The organism is Neptunomonas antarctica, from assembly GCF_001305295.1.
Taxonomy (GTDB): Bacteria; Pseudomonadota; Gammaproteobacteria; order Pseudomonadales; family Balneatricaceae; genus Neptunomonas; species Neptunomonas antarctica.
On record NZ_LJSI01000053.1, the window covers coordinates 956271 to 977173 of the forward strand.

At 44.6% G+C, this 20903-nt stretch carries 19 protein-coding genes; 9 read left to right on the forward strand and 10 right to left on the reverse strand.

Going from position 1 to position 20903, the window contains the following annotated elements:
• Window positions 1–23: 23 nt before the first annotated feature.
• The 4 genes from Nant_RS19150 to Nant_RS19165 all read right to left on the reverse strand — a co-directional run bounded on the left by Nant_RS19150 (window position 24) and on the right by Nant_RS19165 (window position 4623).
• On the reverse strand, window positions 24–866 hold the full coding sequence (locus Nant_RS19150; RefSeq protein ID WP_076495913.1) for a M23 family metallopeptidase: 843 nt from the start codon (window positions 864–866) through the stop codon (window positions 24–26).
• Window positions 859–2250 carry an exodeoxyribonuclease VII large subunit gene (xseA, locus tag Nant_RS19155; protein WP_054343214.1) on the reverse strand — a complete coding sequence of 464 codons (1392 nt, stop codon included), beginning with the start codon at window positions 2248–2250 and terminating at the stop codon, window positions 859–861. Before xseA ends, Nant_RS19150 begins: the two co-directional genes overlap by 8 nt.
• A gap of 189 nt (window positions 2251–2439) precedes the next feature.
• On the reverse strand, window positions 2440–3402 hold the full coding sequence (locus Nant_RS19160) for a TRAP transporter substrate-binding protein (RefSeq protein ID WP_420798938.1): 963 nt from the start codon (window positions 3400–3402) through the stop codon (window positions 2440–2442).
• A 270-nt stretch (window positions 3403–3672) separates the two neighbouring features.
• Complete coding sequence (locus Nant_RS19165; RefSeq protein WP_054343215.1) at window positions 3673–4623, reverse strand: MBL fold metallo-hydrolase; 951 nt, start codon at window positions 4621–4623, stop codon at window positions 3673–3675.
• A 135-nt stretch (window positions 4624–4758) separates the two neighbouring features.
• Here Nant_RS19165 and Nant_RS19170 point away from each other — a divergent pair, with 135 nt between their 5' ends.
• From Nant_RS19170 to tadA, 4 genes are all read left to right on the forward strand, one after another.
• Complete coding sequence (locus Nant_RS19170; RefSeq protein ID WP_162224959.1) at window positions 4759–5544, forward strand: IclR family transcriptional regulator domain-containing protein; 786 nt, start codon at window positions 4759–4761, stop codon at window positions 5542–5544.
• A gap of 229 nt (window positions 5545–5773) precedes the next feature.
• Entirely contained in the window at window positions 5774–7243 is a 1470-nt protein-coding gene (guaB, locus tag Nant_RS19175) for an IMP dehydrogenase (protein WP_054343217.1), read from the forward strand.
• 93 nt (window positions 7244–7336) lie between these two features.
• Window positions 7337–8917, forward strand: coding sequence for a glutamine-hydrolyzing GMP synthase (guaA, locus tag Nant_RS19180; RefSeq protein ID WP_054343218.1), 1581 nt, complete (start codon window positions 7337–7339; stop codon window positions 8915–8917).
• Window positions 8918–8989: 72 nt separating this feature from the next.
• Complete coding sequence (gene tadA / locus Nant_RS19185) at window positions 8990–9577, forward strand: tRNA adenosine(34) deaminase TadA (protein WP_425319936.1); 588 nt, start codon at window positions 8990–8992, stop codon at window positions 9575–9577.
• Window positions 9578–9600: 23 nt separating this feature from the next.
• Here the strand turns inward: tadA and mltF are convergent, their stop codons facing one another.
• The gene (gene mltF, locus Nant_RS19190; RefSeq protein WP_054343219.1) at window positions 9601–11082 is read right to left on the reverse strand and encodes a membrane-bound lytic murein transglycosylase MltF; all 1482 of its coding nucleotides are present in this window, start codon (window positions 11080–11082) and stop codon (window positions 9601–9603) included.
• A 95-nt stretch (window positions 11083–11177) separates the two neighbouring features.
• On the opposite strand from mltF, the gene purL reads away from it, so the two are divergent.
• Complete coding sequence (gene purL, locus Nant_RS19195) at window positions 11178–15080, forward strand: phosphoribosylformylglycinamidine synthase (protein ID WP_054343220.1); 3903 nt, start codon at window positions 11178–11180, stop codon at window positions 15078–15080.
• Window positions 15081–15157: 77 nt separating this feature from the next.
• Here the strand turns inward: purL and Nant_RS19200 are convergent, their stop codons facing one another.
• The 5 genes from Nant_RS19200 to Nant_RS19220 all read right to left on the reverse strand — a co-directional run bounded on the left by Nant_RS19200 (window position 15158) and on the right by Nant_RS19220 (window position 17679).
• Window positions 15158–15493 (reverse strand): rhodanese-like domain-containing protein, encoded by a 336-nt coding sequence (locus Nant_RS19200; RefSeq protein ID WP_054343221.1) that lies wholly within the window; start codon window positions 15491–15493, stop codon window positions 15158–15160.
• The gene (locus Nant_RS19205) at window positions 15490–15825 is read right to left on the reverse strand and encodes a DsrE family protein (RefSeq protein WP_238377192.1); all 336 of its coding nucleotides are present in this window, start codon (window positions 15823–15825) and stop codon (window positions 15490–15492) included. The genes Nant_RS19200 and Nant_RS19205 overlap by 4 nt, the downstream gene beginning before the upstream one ends.
• Window positions 15826–16048: 223 nt before the next feature.
• On the reverse strand, window positions 16049–16642 hold the full coding sequence (locus tag Nant_RS19210; protein WP_054343223.1) for an OmpA family protein: 594 nt from the start codon (window positions 16640–16642) through the stop codon (window positions 16049–16051).
• Between the two features lie 189 nt (window positions 16643–16831).
• Entirely contained in the window at window positions 16832–17131 is a 300-nt protein-coding gene (locus Nant_RS19215; RefSeq protein ID WP_054343224.1) for a YciI family protein, read from the reverse strand.
• Window positions 17132–17142: 11 nt separating this feature from the next.
• A complete protein-coding gene (locus Nant_RS19220; RefSeq protein ID WP_054343225.1) occupies window positions 17143–17679 on the reverse strand; it encodes a septation protein A in 537 nt (178 codons plus the stop codon).
• 75 nt (window positions 17680–17754) lie between these two features.
• Between Nant_RS19220 and Nant_RS19225 the strand changes: the two genes are divergently transcribed.
• The 4 genes from Nant_RS19225 to rluB all read left to right on the forward strand — a co-directional run bounded on the left by Nant_RS19225 (window position 17755) and on the right by rluB (window position 20721).
• Window positions 17755–18591, forward strand: a complete 837-nt coding sequence (locus Nant_RS19225; protein WP_076495914.1) for a PHP domain-containing protein — start codon at window positions 17755–17757, stop codon at window positions 18589–18591.
• Window positions 18592–18662: 71 nt separating this feature from the next.
• Window positions 18663–19283: an L-threonylcarbamoyladenylate synthase gene (locus Nant_RS19230; protein ID WP_054343226.1), complete on the forward strand. Its 621-nt coding sequence runs from the start codon at window positions 18663–18665 to the stop codon at window positions 19281–19283.
• Window positions 19284–19390: 107 nt separating this feature from the next.
• Window positions 19391–19780, forward strand: a complete 390-nt coding sequence (locus tag Nant_RS19235) for an H-NS histone family protein (protein WP_054343227.1) — start codon at window positions 19391–19393, stop codon at window positions 19778–19780.
• Between the two features lie 95 nt (window positions 19781–19875).
• Window positions 19876–20721 carry a 23S rRNA pseudouridine(2605) synthase RluB gene (rluB, locus tag Nant_RS19240; protein WP_054343228.1) on the forward strand — a complete coding sequence of 282 codons (846 nt, stop codon included), beginning with the start codon at window positions 19876–19878 and terminating at the stop codon, window positions 20719–20721.
• Window positions 20722–20903 lie beyond the last annotated feature (182 nt).

Consider the following 20903-nt stretch of genomic DNA (forward strand, 5'->3'; position numbering starts at 1 on the left):
TGAAAAGGGATGCTAACACGTTTTTATGGGGCTTTTTTAGAGATAAACAAGAGCGGATCAACACGCGTATTGTTTAAACTCACGCTCCAGTGCAGGTGAGGCCCCGTCACACGGCCGGTTTTGCCTATCTTGCCGATGATGTCACCGGTTTTAAGGATGTCACCTTTTTTTACATCAATCACACTCATATGGCAGTACATGGTTGTTAAGCCGTTACCATGATCTAAAATTACAGTGTTGCCATTAAAAAAGTAGTTGCCAACAGCGACGACGCTGGAATTGGCGGGAGCCCAGATGGGATCGCTCATTGGCGCTGCTATGTCCAGACCGCTGTGGGGGTTACGTGGTTGTTTGTTGAAAAAGCGTTTTAATCCAAAGGGACTGCTAAAAGGCCCCTTTGCCGGCAGAATAAATTCCGTGATCGTCTGCTCAGGCGTGGTCCATAGTGTAAAAGCGGTTTTCATTTCTGCTGATTCACGTCTCCAGCGTGCCACTTGCTCGGGATCTGGATTAACATGCTTTTTATTTTTAATAGTCAGATACTGCGCTTTATATTCCTTGTCCTTAATCGTAAAAGGAAAGGAGATGCCATTGGCGACTAAAAGCTGCTCTTTGCCGGGGTCGGCTTTTAACGGAATGCCAATCACCGCCAGCCACTTGGCTTTGTCCGCATAAGGCGTCTCTAAACTGGAAACGACCATAACCCGGTTGCTTCGGTACCAGGCGTTAGGTAAGCGTTCTTTGTCTATTCCTTGTAATGGCAAGATGACAACCCCGCCAGGGGTGTCGGATGCCTCGGGTAAGGTGAGTGCGTAACTGTTTAACGAGGCTAAAAGGCCGATAAATAGTATGAAGAATCTAATCATGAGTGTTCTCGAAGTCGTTAGCTGTATTGTCTGAGTTGTTATCGATATAAATAGTCTCAACGCGACTGCTGAATGATCCTTGGTGTAGCCGGTTGATCAGTACATCGCCTGTTTTGACTTGCTGCGCTTGTGTAACCACTTTACCTTTATTGTCTTGAATGATGGCATAACCACGCTCCAGCGTTGCTAGCGGGCTTATGGCGTTAAGACGTGTTGCCAGCTGACCTAATGCATAGCGCTTTTGATCACGATGTTTATAAAATTGATGCGTTAAGCGCTCTTCATTCCTGACCAGCCGCAGACTAATTTGTTCAATCTGTCGACGCGGATGAAACTGTATGAGTTGCTGTTCAAGTAAGGAACTCTGGTGTTTTGCTTTTACAAGCCGGTGGTTGATGGTGGCCAGTAAACGCTGTTCAAGATTGCTTAGTCGTGCTTTCTGCTCTCTGATGCGATCACCGGGATGACGCAGACGCTGGCGAAGGTGCAACACCCGCTGACGGTGTCGGGTAAGGGTTTCTTTGAGCTGTCTATCCAGACGATTCGCTTGGCGATCCAGTAATATGCGCAATGCATCCTGATCGGGGCTGATTAGCTCTGCGGCGGCAGAAGGGGTTGGTGCGCGAAGATCCGCTACCAGATCTGAGATGGAATAATCCACTTCATGGCCAACAGCACTAATGATCGGTAGTGTGCAGGCAAATAAAGCGCGCGCCAGCTTTTCATCGTTAAACGGCCATAGATCCTCTAGCGAGCCGCCGCCGCGGCCAATAATAATCAGGTCTGCTTGCTTATGGCGTTGGGCAGCCTCTAGGGCGCTAATTAATTGGGTTGCCGCACCGGCTCCCTGAACTGCAGAAGGATAAACCGTCACAGGAAGGCTCGGGAAGCGGCGCTTTAAGACGGAGAGTATGTCGTGAATGGCCGCCCCTGTTGGAGAGGTGATAACACCAAGGTGCTTGGGATGGGCGGGTATTGATTTTTTATGCGCGTTGGCAAAGAGACCTTCTTTGGCCAGTGATGTTTTGAGCGCTTCAAAAGCCTGCTGCAGCTGACCCTCACCATCGGATTCCAGCATCTCGCCGATAAGTTGATAGTCACCACGCCCTTCATAAAGGCTGACTTTAGCGGTAAGCACGACCTGATCTCCATCTTTAGGTGAAAACCTGACGCGTAGATTGCGGTTGCGAAACAGGGCGCATTTAACCTGAGCCTTGCCGTCCTTCAGTGTGAAATACCAGTGGCCGGAAGCAGGTTTGGAGAAATTTGAAATTTCGCCCTGTACCCTTACTTGTAAAAAAGACGATTCCAGAAGCGATTTAACCTGGCGGTTAAGCTCTGAGACAGTAAAAGCATGACGGTTATGATCTGAGTATGAATGCATGGCGTTATATTAATCGATTCTTTGCAGGATAGTCATTATGTTAGAACAGCAAAGAGCTAAACTCGATTCCTCTATAGAGCGAATATTGTCAGCCTACTCTCAAATTCAGGCTTGTTAGTACAGTAGGTCAACCTCAATCGATCACTAATAAAACTCTACTGTAATCTGAACTACCGGGATGTTAGTTTATTAACGGTATGCTCGGGCCGTATCCCTCAGTTCGATTAATGCTGCTTCTGCATCTATCCCACGATCTTTAACCGAGTCTATCCACTCCTTATCCATCCCTTTGGTGAGGCGAACAAACTCACGATAAATCGGGTCACTTTTTTTTACGTAATTTATCACAGCACCAGTACTCAGAGCAGTTTGATACCCTTCCTGATCAGCTTTTTCCCACGTGTAACCAGCTAAAGCAGAAAGTTTTTCGCCAGAAATTTTTAAAATAGCCACTCGATCCCTCTGACTCAGGGACGCTAAAAAATCAGGGTTAATGAACATACTGAAACTACCTAAATACATTCCTCCTTCTAAAGCAATAATATGCTTAGCCAACTCATTTAAGCGTAAACTTTTTTGTACTGAAAACGGAATGAAAGCACCATCAATTAACCCTTGTCCCATCATCTCATATATATTATCAGCGGGTGCTGAAACAGAAGTCACTTGCATTCGCTTTGCAAGATATCCCTGCACTCCTCCTCCGATTCGAATTTTTTTATCTTTGAGTTCAGCTAGTGAGGCGATAGGTTCAACAGTATGTATTTGGGCGGGCCCATGTGTAAAAAGTGCGACTAACACTAGGCCATTATGCTCATCAGCTTTGGATAGGTATTTTTGATGAATGCGCCAATAAGATACCGAGGCGGCTTCAGCATCTGCACCTAGCATGGGTAATTCGACAATTGATGTAAGTTTAAAGCGCCCGGGAACATAGCCATGAAAGCTCCAGCTCGCATCAACTACACCATCTTCAACCAGATCAAACATAGATTTCGGATGCCCCAAACCATATTCAAGCTTAATTTTTACACGTCCTTCAGTCGCTGCTTCAATCCAACTTCCATAAGTGGGCCAAACTATACTGTTTTGCAAGTGTGAGGGGGGGAGCCAGCTAGCGACATGCATGATTGTTTCCGTCTCTGCTAGCACCGAGCGAGACGAGGGGAGGGCAGCCGAAGCAATAAAGATTAGCTTTACTATTAAACGTAAACGCACTATCAAAGCCTGCTGGTTACTATGGATTAAAATGAGACGGGGTGTTAATCATTATAATCAACTGTATTAGATTGCAGGTTGCAACGTGAATAAACAACAGGCTGAGAAGAGTCGTCATTTTGAATATTGAAATTTAGCTACTAAGTCACTGATGTTTTTTGAGTGCAAACACCAGTGATTATCCCTTAATAAATTAACTCAGGATCAATCTATTTCAAGCAGATCTTTACCAACAACAACCTCACCCTGATAGTGCTTTCTAATACCTTTTATCCATAACTCAGGATTATCAAATGCAGGTAAGCCAGTGGGGACGAAATGATTTAACACGAGTTTCTTAACTCCCGCCGCCGCCGCGACCTCTCCTACTTCTTCCGTTGGTGTATGAGCTTCGATAATATGTCGTTTAAGAGCATCGTTACCTGGATCTATACGGTTAACAATCGCCTCTACACCATGAATGCTAACAACTTCATGAACTAATACATCAGCGCCTTTTGCTGTTTTTATAAGATTATCACTGCGAGCCGTATCTCCTGAAAATACAATGGAGCGATCCGGGGTGTCGAAACGGAAACCATAAGATGGTTTTGCTGCACCATGAGGAACTTCAAATGCAGTTACAGTGATGTTTTCATCCTTGTATATAACACCATCTCCTTCAATATTATTGGCACGCACGAGGCTCTGTAATGGAACTCGGTTTTCATCTCTTATTCTCAATTTTATTTCCCAATCCATATACTCCATATATGCATTCGTCATTTTTTTAAGTGGTGGAGGCCCAAAAGTATCAACGGGTGTTTTTAAACCACTCAACCATGCACGTAATAACAAAGTACCATAGTCGGCATTATGGTCTGTATGATTATGTGTAATGAAAACTGCACGTAGTTTCTTTGCCGAAATACCTGCTAAAGCCATTTGCCGTGCAACTCCGTTCCCTGCATCAACAATATACACGCTGCCATTAACAATAACGGCATTTGCAGGTTGCGCTCTCGCTTTCTTAATTGACGGCCCTCCTGCGGTACCAAGCAGAACCAAACGAGTTCCAGAATTTTCTTCTGCCTTTATTTGACTACTTATTAACCCGAAGGAGAGCAATGCTATAAGTATCAGCCAGGTTTGATTTTGCTTAAATATACTATTCATTTTTTGTACCTTATTATTATTAATTTCATCTTGAGACAACCTTTGTAAGGCTATTAAAAAAAAATCAGTTAAAATACTCCCTTGTTTCACTAGGTGAAACAAGGGAGTATTTAAAAAAATTACAGGTATATGAATTTGAGTGAAGTTAAAAAAATACGAGCACTTGCTCGTGGGCTGCAGGTAGTCGAATTTTTAGGTAAAAGATCTAAAACATCACTAAATGAACTACATTTGGCGACTAAGTTACCAAAAGCCACTTTATTAAGGATTTTATCAACCTTTGAGGATCACGGCTGGGTATATAGAGGATTGGGAGATAACCATTATAGAATGAGTGTGAATGGACCAAGATTTGACACAAATAACGGGGAAGAAAATGAGCTGATCGAACTTTCAAGCTCGATCTTAATCGAGTTATGTAACAACGTGGGATGGCCTTCTGATCTTGCTATTAGAAATCTTACAAAAATGAAAATTATTGATTCGACGCGCCGTCAGAGCTTACTAACAATTAATAAAGATGTAGTGGGTTTTTGCCCACACATGCTTTGGTCTGCTCTAGGTCGAGCTTATCTCGCTTTCTGTCCTCACTCTGAGCGAGAAGAAATTATTATCTCCTTGAAAACGTCGGAAGAGCGTTTTGATCAGGTATCTTTAGACGGTCCTTGGGTAGAAAAGCTACTCAATGAAACAAGAGTTCGTGGGTATGCAACACGTGAAACAGGGTATTGGGGGCATATTGTCGATTACCCTAGTAATGTGGACGCCATCGCGGTTCCCGTAATAAAAAATAACAAGCTAATTTGTTGTATTAGTATCGCTTGGGCTTCAGGTGAAGTTACAAAAAATCAAATAGAAACAGAGTTTTTTCCCGCGCTCAAAGCCGCTTCTGACCAGTTAGTTGGAAAAATCACCTATTAATAGAAGATTCCAGAAGCGATTTAACCTGGCGGTTAAGCTCTGAGACGGTAAAAGCATGACGGTTATGATCTGAGTATGAGTGCATGCCACTATCTTAATCGAAGCTTTGTCGAATAGTCATTACGCAAAGGTATTTCGTTTCTTAAAATGTAAATAAGATTGTTCGGATATGCCTAAATCTGTATAATTTATCGTTTAAATTTTCTAAAAGATATGGGTTGTTTAGATCATGTTGCGAATCGTTGAAGAAGCACTGACTTTTGATGATGTTTTACTGTTGCCAGGTTACTCAGAAGTTCTGCCGAAGGACGTTTCTCTGAAGACACAGATCACAAAAGGGATTTCCCTGAATATACCATTGGTATCTGCTGCAATGGATACAGTAACAGAATCCCGTCTGGCCATTGCTATGGCGCAGGAAGGCGGTATTGGTATCATTCATAAAAACCTGACGATTGATGAGCAGGCAACGGAAGTTCGTAAAGTCAAAAAATACGAAGCCGGTGTTGTCAGCGACCCAATTACTTGCTCATCCGATATGACGGTGGGTGAGTTACGTCGGATGGCCGCGCAGTTAGGTTTCTCTGGCTTTCCTGTGGTTGATAATGGCGAGTTGGTAGGCATTGTTACCAGCCGCGATATGCGTTTTGAAAACTATCTGGACTCAACCGTCGCTTCTGTTATGACGACCAAAGATCGTTTAGTCACAGTAGAAGAAGGCGTTGATAAAGATAAAGTACGCAACTTGTTGCGCAAACATCGCATCGAGAAAATTCTGGTCGTTGATAGTGCCTTCAAACTTAAGGGTATGATGACCGTTAAAGATATGTATAAAGCAGAAGCTTTCCCGAATGCAGCCAAAGACGGCAAAGGCCGTTTGATTGTGGGTGCAGCCGTGGGTACGGGCCCTGAAACAGCAGATCGTGTTAAAGCACTGGCTGATGCCGGTGTCGATGTTATTGTTGTTGATACTGCGCATGGTCACTCTAAAGGTGTGATTGACCGGGTTACATGGGTTAAGCAAAATTTTCCACAGGTACAGGTTATTGGTGGAAATATAGCAACAGCTGCGGCCGCCATCGCGTTGGCCGATGCCGGTGCTGATGGCGTCAAAGTAGGTATCGGTCCGGGATCTATCTGTACTACACGTATCGTTTCCGGGATTGGTGTTCCGCAAATTACAGCGGTTGCCAATGTGGCAGAAGCATTAAAAGGCCGTGGTATTCCATTGATCGCTGATGGTGGGATTCGTTTTTCCGGTGATATTGCTAAAGCGATTGCCGCTGGTGCATCGGCTGTAATGGTCGGTTCTATGTTGGCGGGTACAGATGAAGCGCCGGGTGAAGTTGAACTTTTCCAAGGGCGTGCTTATAAATCATACCGTGGCATGGGATCTATTGGAGCGATGGCGCAAACGTCGGGATCATCTGATCGATATTTTCAGGATGCGTCGGAAGGTTCAGAAAAACTGGTACCCGAAGGTATTGAGGGGCGTGTTGCCTGTAAAGGCCCGATGGTGGGTGTTGTGCATCAGCTAATGGGTGGGGTACGTGCTTCTATGGGTTATACCGGAAGTCAGGATATTGAAGAGATGCGTACTAAACCTGAGTTTGTACGTATTACGAGTGCAGGTATGAATGAAAGCCACGTGCATGATGTGAGCATCACGAAAGAAGCGCCTAATTATCGCGTTGGCTAAGTTTTTATTATTTTATAAAGTGGGGCGCTACTATGGTTGCCCCATTTTTAGTTTTAAGGGCTGATAATCAGCCATTCGGTGGAGCCACTGAGCATGACTACAGATATTCACGCACAACGCATTCTGATTCTTGACTTCGGATCTCAATACACGCAGTTGATCGCACGTCGTATACGTGAAATCGGCGTATTTTGTGAGATTCGGGCCTGGGACATGGATGAAGCAGAAATTCGCGAATTTAATCCCAAAGGTGTCATCCTTGCTGGTGGTCCTGAGTCGGTAACAGAGAATGACTCTCCCCGTGCCCCCGCGATTGTTTTTGAGTTGGATGTCCCTGTACTGGGTATCTGTTACGGCATGCAGACCATGGCTGCTCAAATGGGCGGTAAGGTTGAAGGGTCTGACCAGCGTGAATTTGGCTATGCCAAAGTACGCTTAGCAGGGAGTTCTAGCCGTTTGTTAGAAGGTATTGAAGATCATATCGCTAACAACGGTTCTTTGTTGCTGGATGTCTGGATGAGTCATGGTGATAAAGTCACAGAATTACCTGAAGGCTTTAGCGTTATTGCTTCTACTGATTCGGCGCCGATTGCTGCTATGTGCCATCCGGCGAAGCATTTTTATGGCTTGCAGTTCCATCCTGAAGTGACGCATACCAAGCAAGGCGGGCGTATTATTGAGCGTTTTGTCCGCGATATATGCCAGACTGACGCTTTGTGGACCGCTGAAAATATTATCAGTGACCAGATTGAAAAAGTACGTGCGCAAGTCGGTAATCAAAAAGTACTACTGGGTCTTTCCGGTGGTGTCGATTCCTCTGTAGTGGCGGCACTGTTGCATAAGGCGATTGGCGATCAGTTGACATGCGTGTTTGTCGATAACGGACTACTGCGTAAAAACGAAGGTGATCAGGTAATGGACATGTTTGCTAAGAACATGGGCGTTAAGGTTATTCGTTCAGATAGTGCCGACCTGTTTCTGGGGCGTTTGAAAGGTGAAAACGATCCCGAGAAGAAACGTAAGATTATTGGTAATGCCTTTATTGAAGTATTTGATGAAGAGGCGACAAAGCTTAAGGATGTTAACTTCCTGGCGCAGGGGACGATCTATCCGGATGTAATTGAATCAGCGGGCGCTAAGACCGGTAAAGCCCATGTGATTAAATCGCATCACAATGTCGGTGGTCTGCCTGATGATATGAAGATGGATCTGGTTGAGCCGTTACGCGAATTGTTCAAGGATGAAGTGCGTAAAATAGGTCTTGAACTAGGTTTGCCGTATGACATGGTTTATCGTCATCCGTTCCCAGGCCCGGGTTTAGGCGTGCGGATTCTCGGTGAAGTGAAAAAAGAGTACGCTGATATTCTGCGTGAAGCGGATGCTATTTTTCTTGAAGAGTTGCATAAAGCGGACTGGTACCATAAGACCAGCCAGGCGTTTGCCGTATTTTTACCGGTAAAATCTGTCGGTGTCGTAGGTGACGGGCGTCGTTACGAATATGTTATCGCTATTCGTGCAGTCGAAACGATCGACTTTATGACGGCGCGTTGGGCGCATCTTCCTTATGAGTTGTTGGAAACAGTGTCTGGTCGTATTATCAACGAAATACCTCACGTTTCTCGTGTGGCCTACGATGTGTCAAGTAAGCCGCCCGCAACGATTGAGTGGGAATAAGCAGATAGCTGGATATAAAATATCGAAAATAAAAGCTCACGTAATGTGAGCTTTTTATTGCAAGAGAGTAACGTGGTGGTGCAAAAAAAAGATACCCAGGCAGCAAATGAACAGACGCCAAAAGAACCGCTGGATGTGCATAAACCCGAGTCGCAGTTAACAGAGGCGCAGCTGAAAATTGATCAACACTGGATGTTGCAGGCTCTGTTGCTTGCAGACCGAGCGGCTGAATTGGGTGAAGTGCCCGTGGGTGCTTTGGTGGTGTTAGAAGGTGAGATCATAGGACGCGGTTGGAATCAGCCTATTACTCAGCATGATCCTACCGCGCATGCCGAAATTATGGCGTTGCGTGATGCAGCTACTCAGGTTGGGAATTATCGGGTAGTAAACGCCGATCTATACGTAACGCTTGAGCCGTGCTCTATGTGCGCGGGTGCCATGGTTCATGGTCGTATTAAGCGCGTAATTTTTGGTGCTTATGAGCCTAAAGCGGGTGTGATCGTAAGTCGTCAGCATTTCTTACAGCAAAATTGGTTGAATCATCATGTAGCATTCACCGAGGGCGTGATGGCTGATCTATGCGGAGATAAAATAAGTCATTTTTTCAAAATGCGTAGAGAGCAGAAGCGGCTGGAAAAAGAAAAAAATCGTCTCGGCTAATAAAATCCGGATGCTACGCGGATTTAAAGTGTAGCGGGTATGATCTTTAGCTCAATAATAGTAGCAGGTTCCATTTTTTCTTTTTCTTCCGCACGAATAGAAGCATCCCGTGCTTGGCGGATCTGTTGGATTTGTTTTTCCCATTCCAATAGCTCAATATATTTTTTAATATTTTTTACATACTTAACCGGCTCCTGTCCGCGAGCATAGCCATATTTCACGGTCGAAAAATACTTTTCTTTGGACAGTAACGGTAAGAACTCTTTTACATCTTCCCATTTATCAGAATCTTTGTTGGCGCGTTGCGTGAGTATACGCGCGTCTTCTAAGTGACCAAAACCTATGTTGTAACCCGCTAATGCAAACCAGGTGTGATCTGGTTCGCTAATCCGTTCAGGAATTTTATCTTTTACATTGAGAAGGTATTGAGCTCCACCAAGAATACTTTGTATAGGATCGGTTCGATCAATGACACCTACTTCTTTTGCAGCCCCGTGAGTCAGCATCATAATTCCTTTTACGCCGGTAGGTGATACCGCATCTGCTTTCCAGTGAGATTCCTGGTAAGCAATAGAGGCTAATAGCATCCAGTCAATGTCCGTTTCCTGTTCAGCCATATAGAAGTATTGCTCTAATGTTGGAAGGTATGTCTCCATGTCCTGTTTAAAAGTGACGGTGTCAAAGTAGTTTAAAGGATTGCGCTTAGTTAAATATTTGGCTTTTAATTTTTTAATGAGCGCTAGCGTACGCGGTTTGGAGAGAAATTTATTGACGGCGCGCTTAATAGATCCGTCCTGATTTGGGGTGACAACCCAGGCGATAGGCTGGGTGTCTCCTATCGTAAATGCATCTCGCAGTCCTGGATAAAATGAGCTTTGCGAATCATAAACGGTTGAATCGACAATGGCGTAATCGGCTTCTTCCGTAAATATCTTATCTAGAATATCGGTATTGGTTAGCTCGCTGGTTTCACTCCACGCCAGATCCTGATAATTGTTTTTTAGGGTGTTGAGTTGCTCTGCCTGAATCGAATTTGCCAGAACTAAGATGTGCTTACCTATTAAATCCTCCACCGTTTCGGGTGCTGGTATGCCTTGCTTTAGTCGGTAAATAACAGTGGAGATACTTTCATCATACGCTGTCGAGAACTCGAAGTTTTCTTTGCGATTTTCTGAAATATTTATGCCTGCTGCAACAATATGCGCATCGCGCTTTATGATTGACTGGAAGAGGCCGTCAATAGTATCCGGAATTATCAGTTCCATGGCTACGTTCAGGTCATCGGCAAACGCTTTTGCCAATTCGTATTCAAAGCCGGCAGGTTCGCCTTTATCGATATAATAGGCGCTGGGAGTGTTTCGTGTGGCAACGCGAAGAGTCCCCTTTGTCTGGATGACTTCAAGTTGAGTCATTGAGTTATAACTGACCAGCGCAGGCAAGCTAATAATCACAAGGATCGTCAGCAGGTGTAAAACATCTTTTTTTCTGCGTAAGTCAAATAACATAGGGTCCTTTTCTGGCACTTGTGCAGTAGTTTCAGGTAAAATGCCTGCTTACTTTTCCTGTCTGTTTTGGCTCATTTAAGAGGCTCGATATCAACATGCTAGTAATGCGTGGAGCGCCTGCTCTTTCTGCCTTCCGTCACGATAAACTATTAGCTGCTTTGCAGAGCGAAGTCTCTGTTATTACAGCGGTTTATGGTGAATTCTATCACTTTTCCGATACCTCAGAAGCGTTAACCGACGACGAGCAAAGCGTGCTGTCACGCATCCTTCGTTATGGCCCTAAAGCTGAGATTAAAGAGCCAGCAGGATTATTGCAACTGGTTATTCCCCGGCCCGGCACTATATCGCCTTGGTCCAGTAAGGCTACTGATATTGCCAGAAATTGTGGATTAAGCAAAATCAAACGTCTTGAGCGAGGCATTGCTTATTCCATTGAGTCTTGCGTTGCATTGTCTGACGATCAAATACAAACCGTCGCGGCACTATTACACGATCGTATGATTGAGCACGTTCTTGGCAGTATAGATGAAGCGAGTGAATTATTTGTTCGCACTGAGCCAAAGCCTTTAAATATCATTAGTATTCAGGGTGACGGTCATAAAGCGTTAGCAAAAGCGAATATTGATTTAGGTTTGGCGCTGGCTGAAGATGAAATCGATTATCTGGTATCTAGCTTTGTCGCCTTACAGCGCGACCCGTCTGACGTTGAATTGATGATGTTTGCGCAGGCAAACTCAGAGCATTGCCGTCATAAGATATTCAATGCTTCGTGGGATATTGATGGTGAAGCGCAGGATAAATCGCTTTTTTCAATGATTCGTAACACCAACGAACTGGGTGGTGAGAATGTATTATCCGCCTATTCTGACAATGCTGCTGTCATTGCCGGTAGTAAGGCTGGGCGTTTCTTTCCTGATCCCGAAACCGCTGAATATTCTGCTAATCAAGAAGATATCCATATTCTGATTAAGGTAGAAACACATAACCACCCAACCGCTATTGCACCGCATCCGGGAGCGGCTACCGGTTCTGGTGGTGAAATTCGCGATGAAGGTGCGACCGGTAAAGGCGGCAAACCCAAAGCGGGTTTATCTGGTTTTACGGTATCCGATCTTAATATTCCGGGCTTTGGTCAGCCGTGGGAATCTCAGTATGGTAAACCTGGCAGGATTGTATCCGCGTTAGATATTATGCTCGAAGGGCCTATCGGTGGTGCTGCATTCAACAATGAATTTGGTCGCCCTAATCTAACTGGTTATTTTCGTACATTTGAACAAAAAGTGAATGGCGCAGCCGGTGAAGAGGTGCGTGGTTACCATAAGCCCATCATGATTGCTGGTGGTATGGGTAATATCCGTGCCGGACATGTTGATAAAGGCCAAATCAGTACGGGTGCTAAGCTCATCTGTTTGGGCGGTCCTGCGATGTTGATTGGTTTGGGTGGCGGTGCGGCTTCATCCATGTCATCCGGTACCTCTTCTGAGAATTTGGATTTTGCGTCTGTGCAGCGCGGCAACCCTGAAATAGAGCGCCGTTGTCAGGAAGTTATCGATCGCTGCTGGCAGCAAGGTGACAATAATCCGATCGCGTTTATCCATGATGTAGGTGCTGGCGGTTTATCTAATGCCTTTCCTGAGCTGGTAAAAGATGGTGGCTGCGGCGGTCATTTCGAACTGCGCAATGTGAATAATGACGAACCGGGCATGTCTCCACTGGAAATTTGGTGTAATGAGGCGCAAGAGCGTTACGTGCTGGCGGTTAAGCCAGAAGATATGGCGCGTTTTGAAGCCTTGTGTACGCGTGAGCGTTGTCCGTATGCCGTGGTGGGTGACGCGACAGAAGCGCATCATCTAACCTTAGGTGATACGCACTTCGAGAATAAACCAGTAGATTTACCAATGAGCGTGCTGTTTGGAAAACCACCCAAAATGCATCGTTCGGTCGAACGTATTAGTTACCAGCTTCCTGAGTTTTCAACTGCTGATATTCAGCTAGACGAAGCGATTGAGCGGGTCTTGAAATTCCCGGCGGTGGCTTCTAAGTCATTTTTGATCACTATTGGTGACCGCTCTATTACCGGACAAGTTGCGCGTGATCAGATGGTCGGGCCCTGGCAAGTGCCGGTTGCCGATTGCGCTGTTACGACGGCCGCTTATGATACCTATGCCGGTGAAGCCATGGCGATGGGCGAGCGTACGCCGCTAGCACTGATCGATGCCGCTGCTTCAGGACGCATGGCTATTGGTGAGGTCTTAACCAATATCGTGGCTGCACCGATCGCTGATATTTCAGACGTGAAGTTATCAGCTAACTGGATGTGCGCAGCAGGGCATCCGGGTGAAGATGAAAAACTTTATGACACAGTAAAAGCCGTGGGTATGGAGTTGTGTCCGGAATTAGGCATCACTATTCCTGTTGGTAAAGATTCCATGTCTATGCGTACTGTCTGGAAAGACGGAGACGAAGATAAAAGTGTGACGGCACCCTTGTCGGTGATCATTTCCGGGTTTGCCCCCGTGACAGATGCGCGCTTGGTGTTGACTCCGCAATTGCATACGGACCAGGGTGAAACTGATCTTATTTTACTGGATCTGGGTAATGGCAAAAACCGTTTAGGTTTGTCTGTATTGGCGCAGGTCTATAACGAAGTAGGCACCAGCGTACCTGATGTTGATGATGCGCAGCAGTTGGCTACTTTCTTTGCGGCTATTCAAGAGTTGAATAAGCTTGGCTTGTTGCTGGCTTATCACGACCGTTCTGATGGCGGGTTATTAGCAACGATTACCGAAATGGCTTTTGCCGGCCATGTGGGTGTTGATATTAATCTGGATATGATGGCTGCCAATCAGGCTGAATGGCTAGCGGCGCTCTTTAATGAAGAACTGGGCGCTGTCGTTCAGGTCAAACGTGAAAATACTGAACAAGTATTAATCGAATTAAACGCAGCGGGTCTGGGCGATGTTGTCATGGTGATTGGCTCGACCAATCAGGATGATGAAATTCGTCTACATTTTGAAGAAGACGAAATTTACAGTGCTTCCAGGGTTCAGTTACAGCGCTGGTGGTCGGAAACGTCTTATCGTTTACAGGCATTGCGTGATAATTCTGCTTGTGCGGATCAAGAATTTGACCGTTTATTGGATAAAGAGGACCCGGGTATTCAGGTGGCACTGGCATACGATATCAATGAAGATGTTGCTGCTTCTTTAATTACTGCTGGTACGCGCCCGCGTGTTGCGATATTGCGTGAGCAGGGTGTCAATGGCCAGATAGAAATGGCCGCCGCGTTTGATCGTGCTGGCTTTGCCACCATTGATGTTCATATGAGCGATATTCTTGAGGGGCGTGTCTCTCTGGATACCTTTAAAGGACTGGTTGCCTGTGGCGGTTTCTCATACGGTGATGTATTGGGGGCAGGTGAAGGATGGGCTAAGTCTATTCTCTTTAATCAGCGTGCACGTGAGCAGTTCAGCGCGTTTTTTGAGCGTAAAGATACCTTTACTCTAGGGGTATGTAATGGCTGTCAGATGCTGTCGAATTTGCATGAGCTGATTCCGGGTGCAGATTTGTGGCCACATTTTGTGCGTAACATGTCTGAGCAGTTTGAAGCACGTGTCGCGACGGTTGAAGTGCAAAAAAGTAGTTCTATCTTTTTGCAGGGAATGGAAGGCTCGCGGATGCCAATCGCTGTGGCGCATGGTGAAGGCTATGCTGAATTTGCTTCAGCCGAGCAATTAACAGCACTACAGGCGTCAGGTACTGTTTCTCTGAAATATGTTGATAACTATGGTCAGGTAACAGAAACATATCCACTCAATCCGAATGGTTCGCCTGGTGGTATTACCGGTCTGACTACGCCGGATGGACGCGTCACTATAATGATGCCACATCCTGAGCGAGTATTCAGAGCGGTTCAGAATTCATGGGCGCCTGATGAATGGAGTGAAGATGGCGCCTGGATGCGTATGTTCCGTAATGCGCGCGTATGGGTCGGTTAATTAGGTCAGTTGATCGTCTGAGCTAAAGTAACACCTTAAAAAGGCAGCCGTAACAGGCTGCTTTTTTGTGCGCGCTGTTATAGAGTCGGGTAATTTTGTTGCCACCAGGCACGCATTCCGCCGCTTAGTTCATACACATCATATCCGTGTCGAAGTAATTCTCTGGCGACCGGTGTGCTTCTGTGTGCCGTCAGGCAGATGCAGATAATCGTTTTATCTTTTGGGATTTTGCTGATATTGACATTAAAAACAGGAATGCAATGGCTGGCTTCAATATGGCTCAGCTTCCATTCTGTGTGACTCCGAACATCAAGAAGAAAAAGTGATCGATGCTCAGACTTTAGCTGTGTATGTAAAGTTTCAGCTGAAATTTGCGGCACAGGTTTAAAGGATAACCAGTCTTTTATTTTCATGGCCGTACGTATATATAACCTTTCTGCTGCAAATCAATGATAGTCGGCAGGCCCGCTTGTACAACATCGTCTTCCTCAACATCGTAGAGATCTTTGCGGGTAAGTTTGTATCCATCAAGAGTGTTGCCGCAGATGATAAATTGGACATCCCGAAGGCGTAACGAGTCGAGAGTGATTTGTTTGGCTTGGTCGTGAACTGCATCCATAAAGTATTCTATGGCTTTGCCGTGTACCACAACCTTAATATCGATATGGTCTTCGCCTAGTGCTTGTATATGGTTTGAAATATTGGTCATTGTTTCAGCAATACGGCTCTCATCATGATAATTCATGTGATAAACAACTTTCTGATCATTGTACTGATTGTCTGCAAAGCTAAGCGAGCTTATTAATAAGCTTACTATCAGAAAGACTGTTTTGAATATATACATGAAGTCACCTGTTACAAAACCCGGTTGCAAAATTCGCTTACAAAAAAGTGTTAAAAAAAGGTATTACAAGATTTTGGTTAAAAAAAAGGCCGACACAAGGCCAGCCTTTTCAAAAAAGTAATTATTACTTCTTGCCAGTGATTTGAACGTCAACGCGACGATCAGCACGCAAGCAGCTGATTAGTGCAGCGCCACGGCCAGAACACTGTGCGATAGGTGCAGTTTCACCCAAAGCATCAACAGTCATGTTGTCAGAGTTAACGCCGGCATTACGAAGAGCCGTTGCAACGTTTTCAGCACGACGTTTAGATAGTGCATCGTTATAAGCGCTTGAGCCGATGTAATCAGCGTTACCGATCAGCTTGATGCTATTAACTGCAGCCATACCATTAACGTAACTAACGATATCAGAAACGCTATCAACTGCAGCGCTATCGAAATCGAAGAATATAGCGAATTTTTTATCAGCCGCCATCATTGCTGGTGCAGGTGCAGGTGCAGGTGCTGGTGCAGCAGCTACTTTCTGGTAACCATCACAACCTTCAACTGTTGCATCATCCTGTCCCCAGAAACCAGTATGCCAGCACTCACCAAAACCTGTGCGCCATACAGTATCGCTAGAGTCGGTAACATAACCACTGTTAACTGGATGAGCCAGGGCAGCAGCAGACATGCTCATTGCAAGCGCGAAACCTGCGGTCATAGCAAGCTTTTTCATAGTAGTATCCTTGTGAATTGTGGGTTATAGCATTCTTAATATTTCATGAATCTAACCCATTGTCCATTAACGCATCGTTAATGAATGAAAAATGGGAAATGGTTCACATACTTAGCTATCTAGCATTTTACTTCGACTGCCGTAAGTATGGAACCATATTGTCAGTAATATTATTAAAAATCAGAGGGTTTAGGGTAATACTTTCTTATAAGGCTTAACGACAACGCTGGCATAAACGCCAGACGAGAAATAAGGGTCGGCATCTGCCCAGTGTTGAGCGTCTGAGAGAGAATCAAATTCTGCTATAACGAGGCTGCCGGTGAACCCTGCTGCACCGGGATCTTCTGAATCAATAGCGGGGTGCGGGCCTGCTATTAATAGCTTGCCCTCGTCTTTTAATGCGACGAGCCTTGCTAAGTGCTCGGGGCGTGCGGCAAGGCGAGCATCCAATGTGCCGGGGTGATCTTCTGCAATGATGGCATAAAACATAAATAAGGCTCCTAATCTGTGTTCTTTATATATTTGGACATATAAAGACCCTGGATAACAATGAAAATGACAGTCAGGCCAAGCATTCCAAATAATTTAAAGTTGACCCACGTCTCTTCTGAAAAATTATAAGCAACAAACAGATTGATGATACCCATAGAAAGGAAGAAAAAAACCCACGCAAGGTTTAAGGTTCTCCATGCATTAGAAGGTAATTCAATATTGGCGGCCATGATTCTTTCAATAATTGTTTTAGGGCCAATAAATTGGCTGCCAAGAAAAGCCATGCCAAATAACCAGTTTACTACGGTAGGTTTCCATTGAATGAAAGTTTTATCCTGAAATATAACGGTTGCGCCGCCCATTATCACTACAAGTGCTAAGGTGACCAGTTGCATTTTTTCAATTTTATGCTCCTTGATCCAGGTGTAGAGGAGTTGTATTAGAGTAGCCGGTATCAAAATAGCGGTAGCCATGATGATGTCGCCCGTATATTTGTAAACACCGAAAAAAATAATTATCGGTAAAAAGTCGAGAAGTAGTTTCATCGGAAAAGCCGTATAATTACTTTATGGGCCTTGAAGTATATAGGGCTGTCCTCTGCTTATAAACCCGGAATTGATATGGTTATGCATTCTTATGATTTTCACACCCATTCGACTGCTTCGGATGGGACATTAGCGCCTGAAGTACTGATTGAAAAAGCGAGTGCTGCGGGTGTGAAATTGATGGCATTAACTGATCATGACTCGATCAGTGGTTATCAAAGTATAGCAGGCATGTCATTTTCTGAAGATATCAGGGTGATTTCTGGTGTTGAGTTGACATGCCGGCTGGATAAGCAGGTCGTCCATATTGTTGGTCTGAATCTTGATACCGGAAATGACCGGTTGCTAATGCATCTGGGTGCGCTAGACACGCTTCGTATGGAGCGGGCTAAAGCGATAGCGTTGCGTTTAGAAAAGGCAGGTTTACCCGATTTGCTGGAGGCTGCTATTAATTGTTCGGCGGGTGGTCAGATTGGACGGCCGCATTTTGCGCAAGCGATGGTCGACCTGCAATTGGTAACTGATCAGCAACAAGCGTTTAAAAAATACCTTGGCGCAGGTAAAAAAGGTGATGTAAAGGTAGAATGGCCAGAGCTTGCTTCGGTTATAGCGCTTATTGGTGAAGCGCAAGGTTTGAGTGTTCTGGCGCACCCGACAAAATATAATCTGACACAGAATAAAATCCGTTTTCTTGTGCAGCGATTCAGTGAGTTAGGTGGGGATGCTTTGGAAATAGGTTATCCAGCGGTGACGCTGGATCATCAGCGGGCACTCTCGTTATTGATAGAAAAATTTAAGTTATTGGCTTCTGGTGGAAGTGATTTTCATAACCCTGCGAATCATTGGACCGGGCTGGGACGTTTTCCTAATATTCCTGAACATCTGCCGCATGTATTAGATGTTGTTAGTTAGCCGATAATAATGTCGAGGCGATGTCATTAAAGATGTTGTTAGTTAGCAGATAATAATTTCGAGGTTCTATTGTGAGTCAGTTTTTTCAGATACATTCAGAAAATCCGCAGAAAAGGCTGATACAGCAAGCGGTCGATATCATTAAAAAAGGTGGGGTTGTTGTTTATCCGACTGACTGTGCTTACGCTTTAGGTTGTCATTTGGGGGATAAGTCAGCCTTAGATAAAATTAAGCGCATTCGTAAATTAGATGATAAACATAATTTCACCTTGGTGTGTCGGGATCTTAGCGAAATAGGAACTTACGCAAAAGTTGATAATCAGGTATATCGGTTTTTAAAAGCCCATACGCCTGGTGCCTATACGTTTATTCTTAAAGCTACAAGCGAAGTACCAAAGCGTCTTCTGCATCCCAAAAGACGGGCAATTGGTTTACGTATACCGGATAACAAAATTGTTCAGGCATTATTAGAAGAGCTGGGTGAGCCTATAATGAGTACGTCTTTAATTATGCCTGGTGATGTAGAGCCGTTATCAGATCCTTATGAAATACGGGATTTATTACAGCATGAAATAGATTTAGTAGTTGATGGTGGTTATTGTGGCACTGCAGCAACTACGGTTATTAGTTTTTTGGATGATCAGCCGGAAATTATCAGAAAAGGGGCTGGTGACGTATCTGCATTTGATTAATGCTTACTTTTTCAAATAATATTAACTAAAAATTTTTAATTTCTTGAAATAATCATTTTTTTGACCATAATACTCCTGAAGTTAATTAATAATTATTGAGTTAAATAATGACCGATATCGTAAAAATTTTAACACGTAAAAATTCTCTGCGTAAGCAGTGTCAGGATTTATCAATAACGGACATTGAAAAAATTATCGTTGATCTTTCTGATATATTGAAAGAGAAAGAAGCCAGTGAGCTAGAGAGAGCTGAAGCTGATCGTGAGAAAAATGCGAAAATAGATATGATTCGCAAAACGATGCAGGATGCAGGTATAGGCTTAGACGATATTAAAGATTTAGTAGTTGCTTCTCCTAAGAAAAAAGTAGAAGCCAAATATCGTATTACGGATGCTAATGGCGATAATCATGAATGGTCTGGTCGTGGCAGAACGCCTCTGGCTTTCCAGGAATACTTTGATAAGAATGGTGTAACTAAAGACGATTGCTTAATTTAATCGTTCTTATATCAATTGTCTTATATAGATAAGAGTTCAGGCTCTTCAGCTTTATGCTGAGGGGCTTTTTTGTTTTATGCTTTTAGGAGCGTCACATGTCTGATGAAAAGTTACAAAAAGTGTTGGCGCGCTCTGGATATGGCTCACGTCGTGAGATGGAGCGCTGGATAGAAGACGGCCGTGTGTTTGTTAATGGGCGCACAGCTAAGTTAGGCGATCGGGTCACTCATCGCGATCAGATTCTACTGAATGGTAAAGCAGCGGAAATTGTTTCTGAGGCCGATAGTCCTCGTCGTGTATTAATTTACAACAAGCCTGTAGGTGAAGTGTCGACCCGACATGATCCTGAAGGACGTCCAACCGTTTATGATCATCTTCCGCCGCTTAAGACGGGACGATGGATTGCGATAGGGCGTTTAGACCTTAATACCAGTGGTCTGCTGGTATTTACTACTGATGGTGAATTGGCGCACATGATGATGCACCCTTCTGCCAATATTGATCGGGAATACGCTGTACGTGTTCTTGGTAATGTTCCAGATGAGATGTTGCTTCGTCTTAAAGAGGGTGTGTTGCTCGAAGACGGCATGGCTAAATTTACAGATGTTCGCTTCTTTGATGGTGACGGCGCCAATAAATGGTATCACTGCGTTGTTATGGAAGGTCGAAATAGGGAAGTTCGCCGTTTATGGGAGTCTCAGGGGTTGCAGGTTAGTCGGTTAAAACGCGTGCGTTATGGTTCGTTGTTTTTGCCGAGTGATGTTAAAGCCGGTACCTGGAAAGAGTTGACCTCAAAAGATATCAAAGTGCTGTCAGCTAAGCTTGGTTTGGATGATAAGAAACCCATGCGAATGAAGCCAGCAGATTGGGCTAAGTTAGAGCGTCGCTATAAGCATCAACAGGTTCGTCATTCTGTTGGGCCAAAGCATCGTAAAGACTAGTATCAGCAGGTGTATCATTCTGTTGGGTCTGCCAAGACACCGTAAAGACTAGAATTATAAAGAATAAAAAACGCAGCCAATTGAAGTGACCCCCAATAGTTGGACATTCCAATTACTGGGGGTCTTTTTATGCCTAAATACAGTAGAGCATTCAAGCAACAATTAGCAAAGCTTGCTCAACA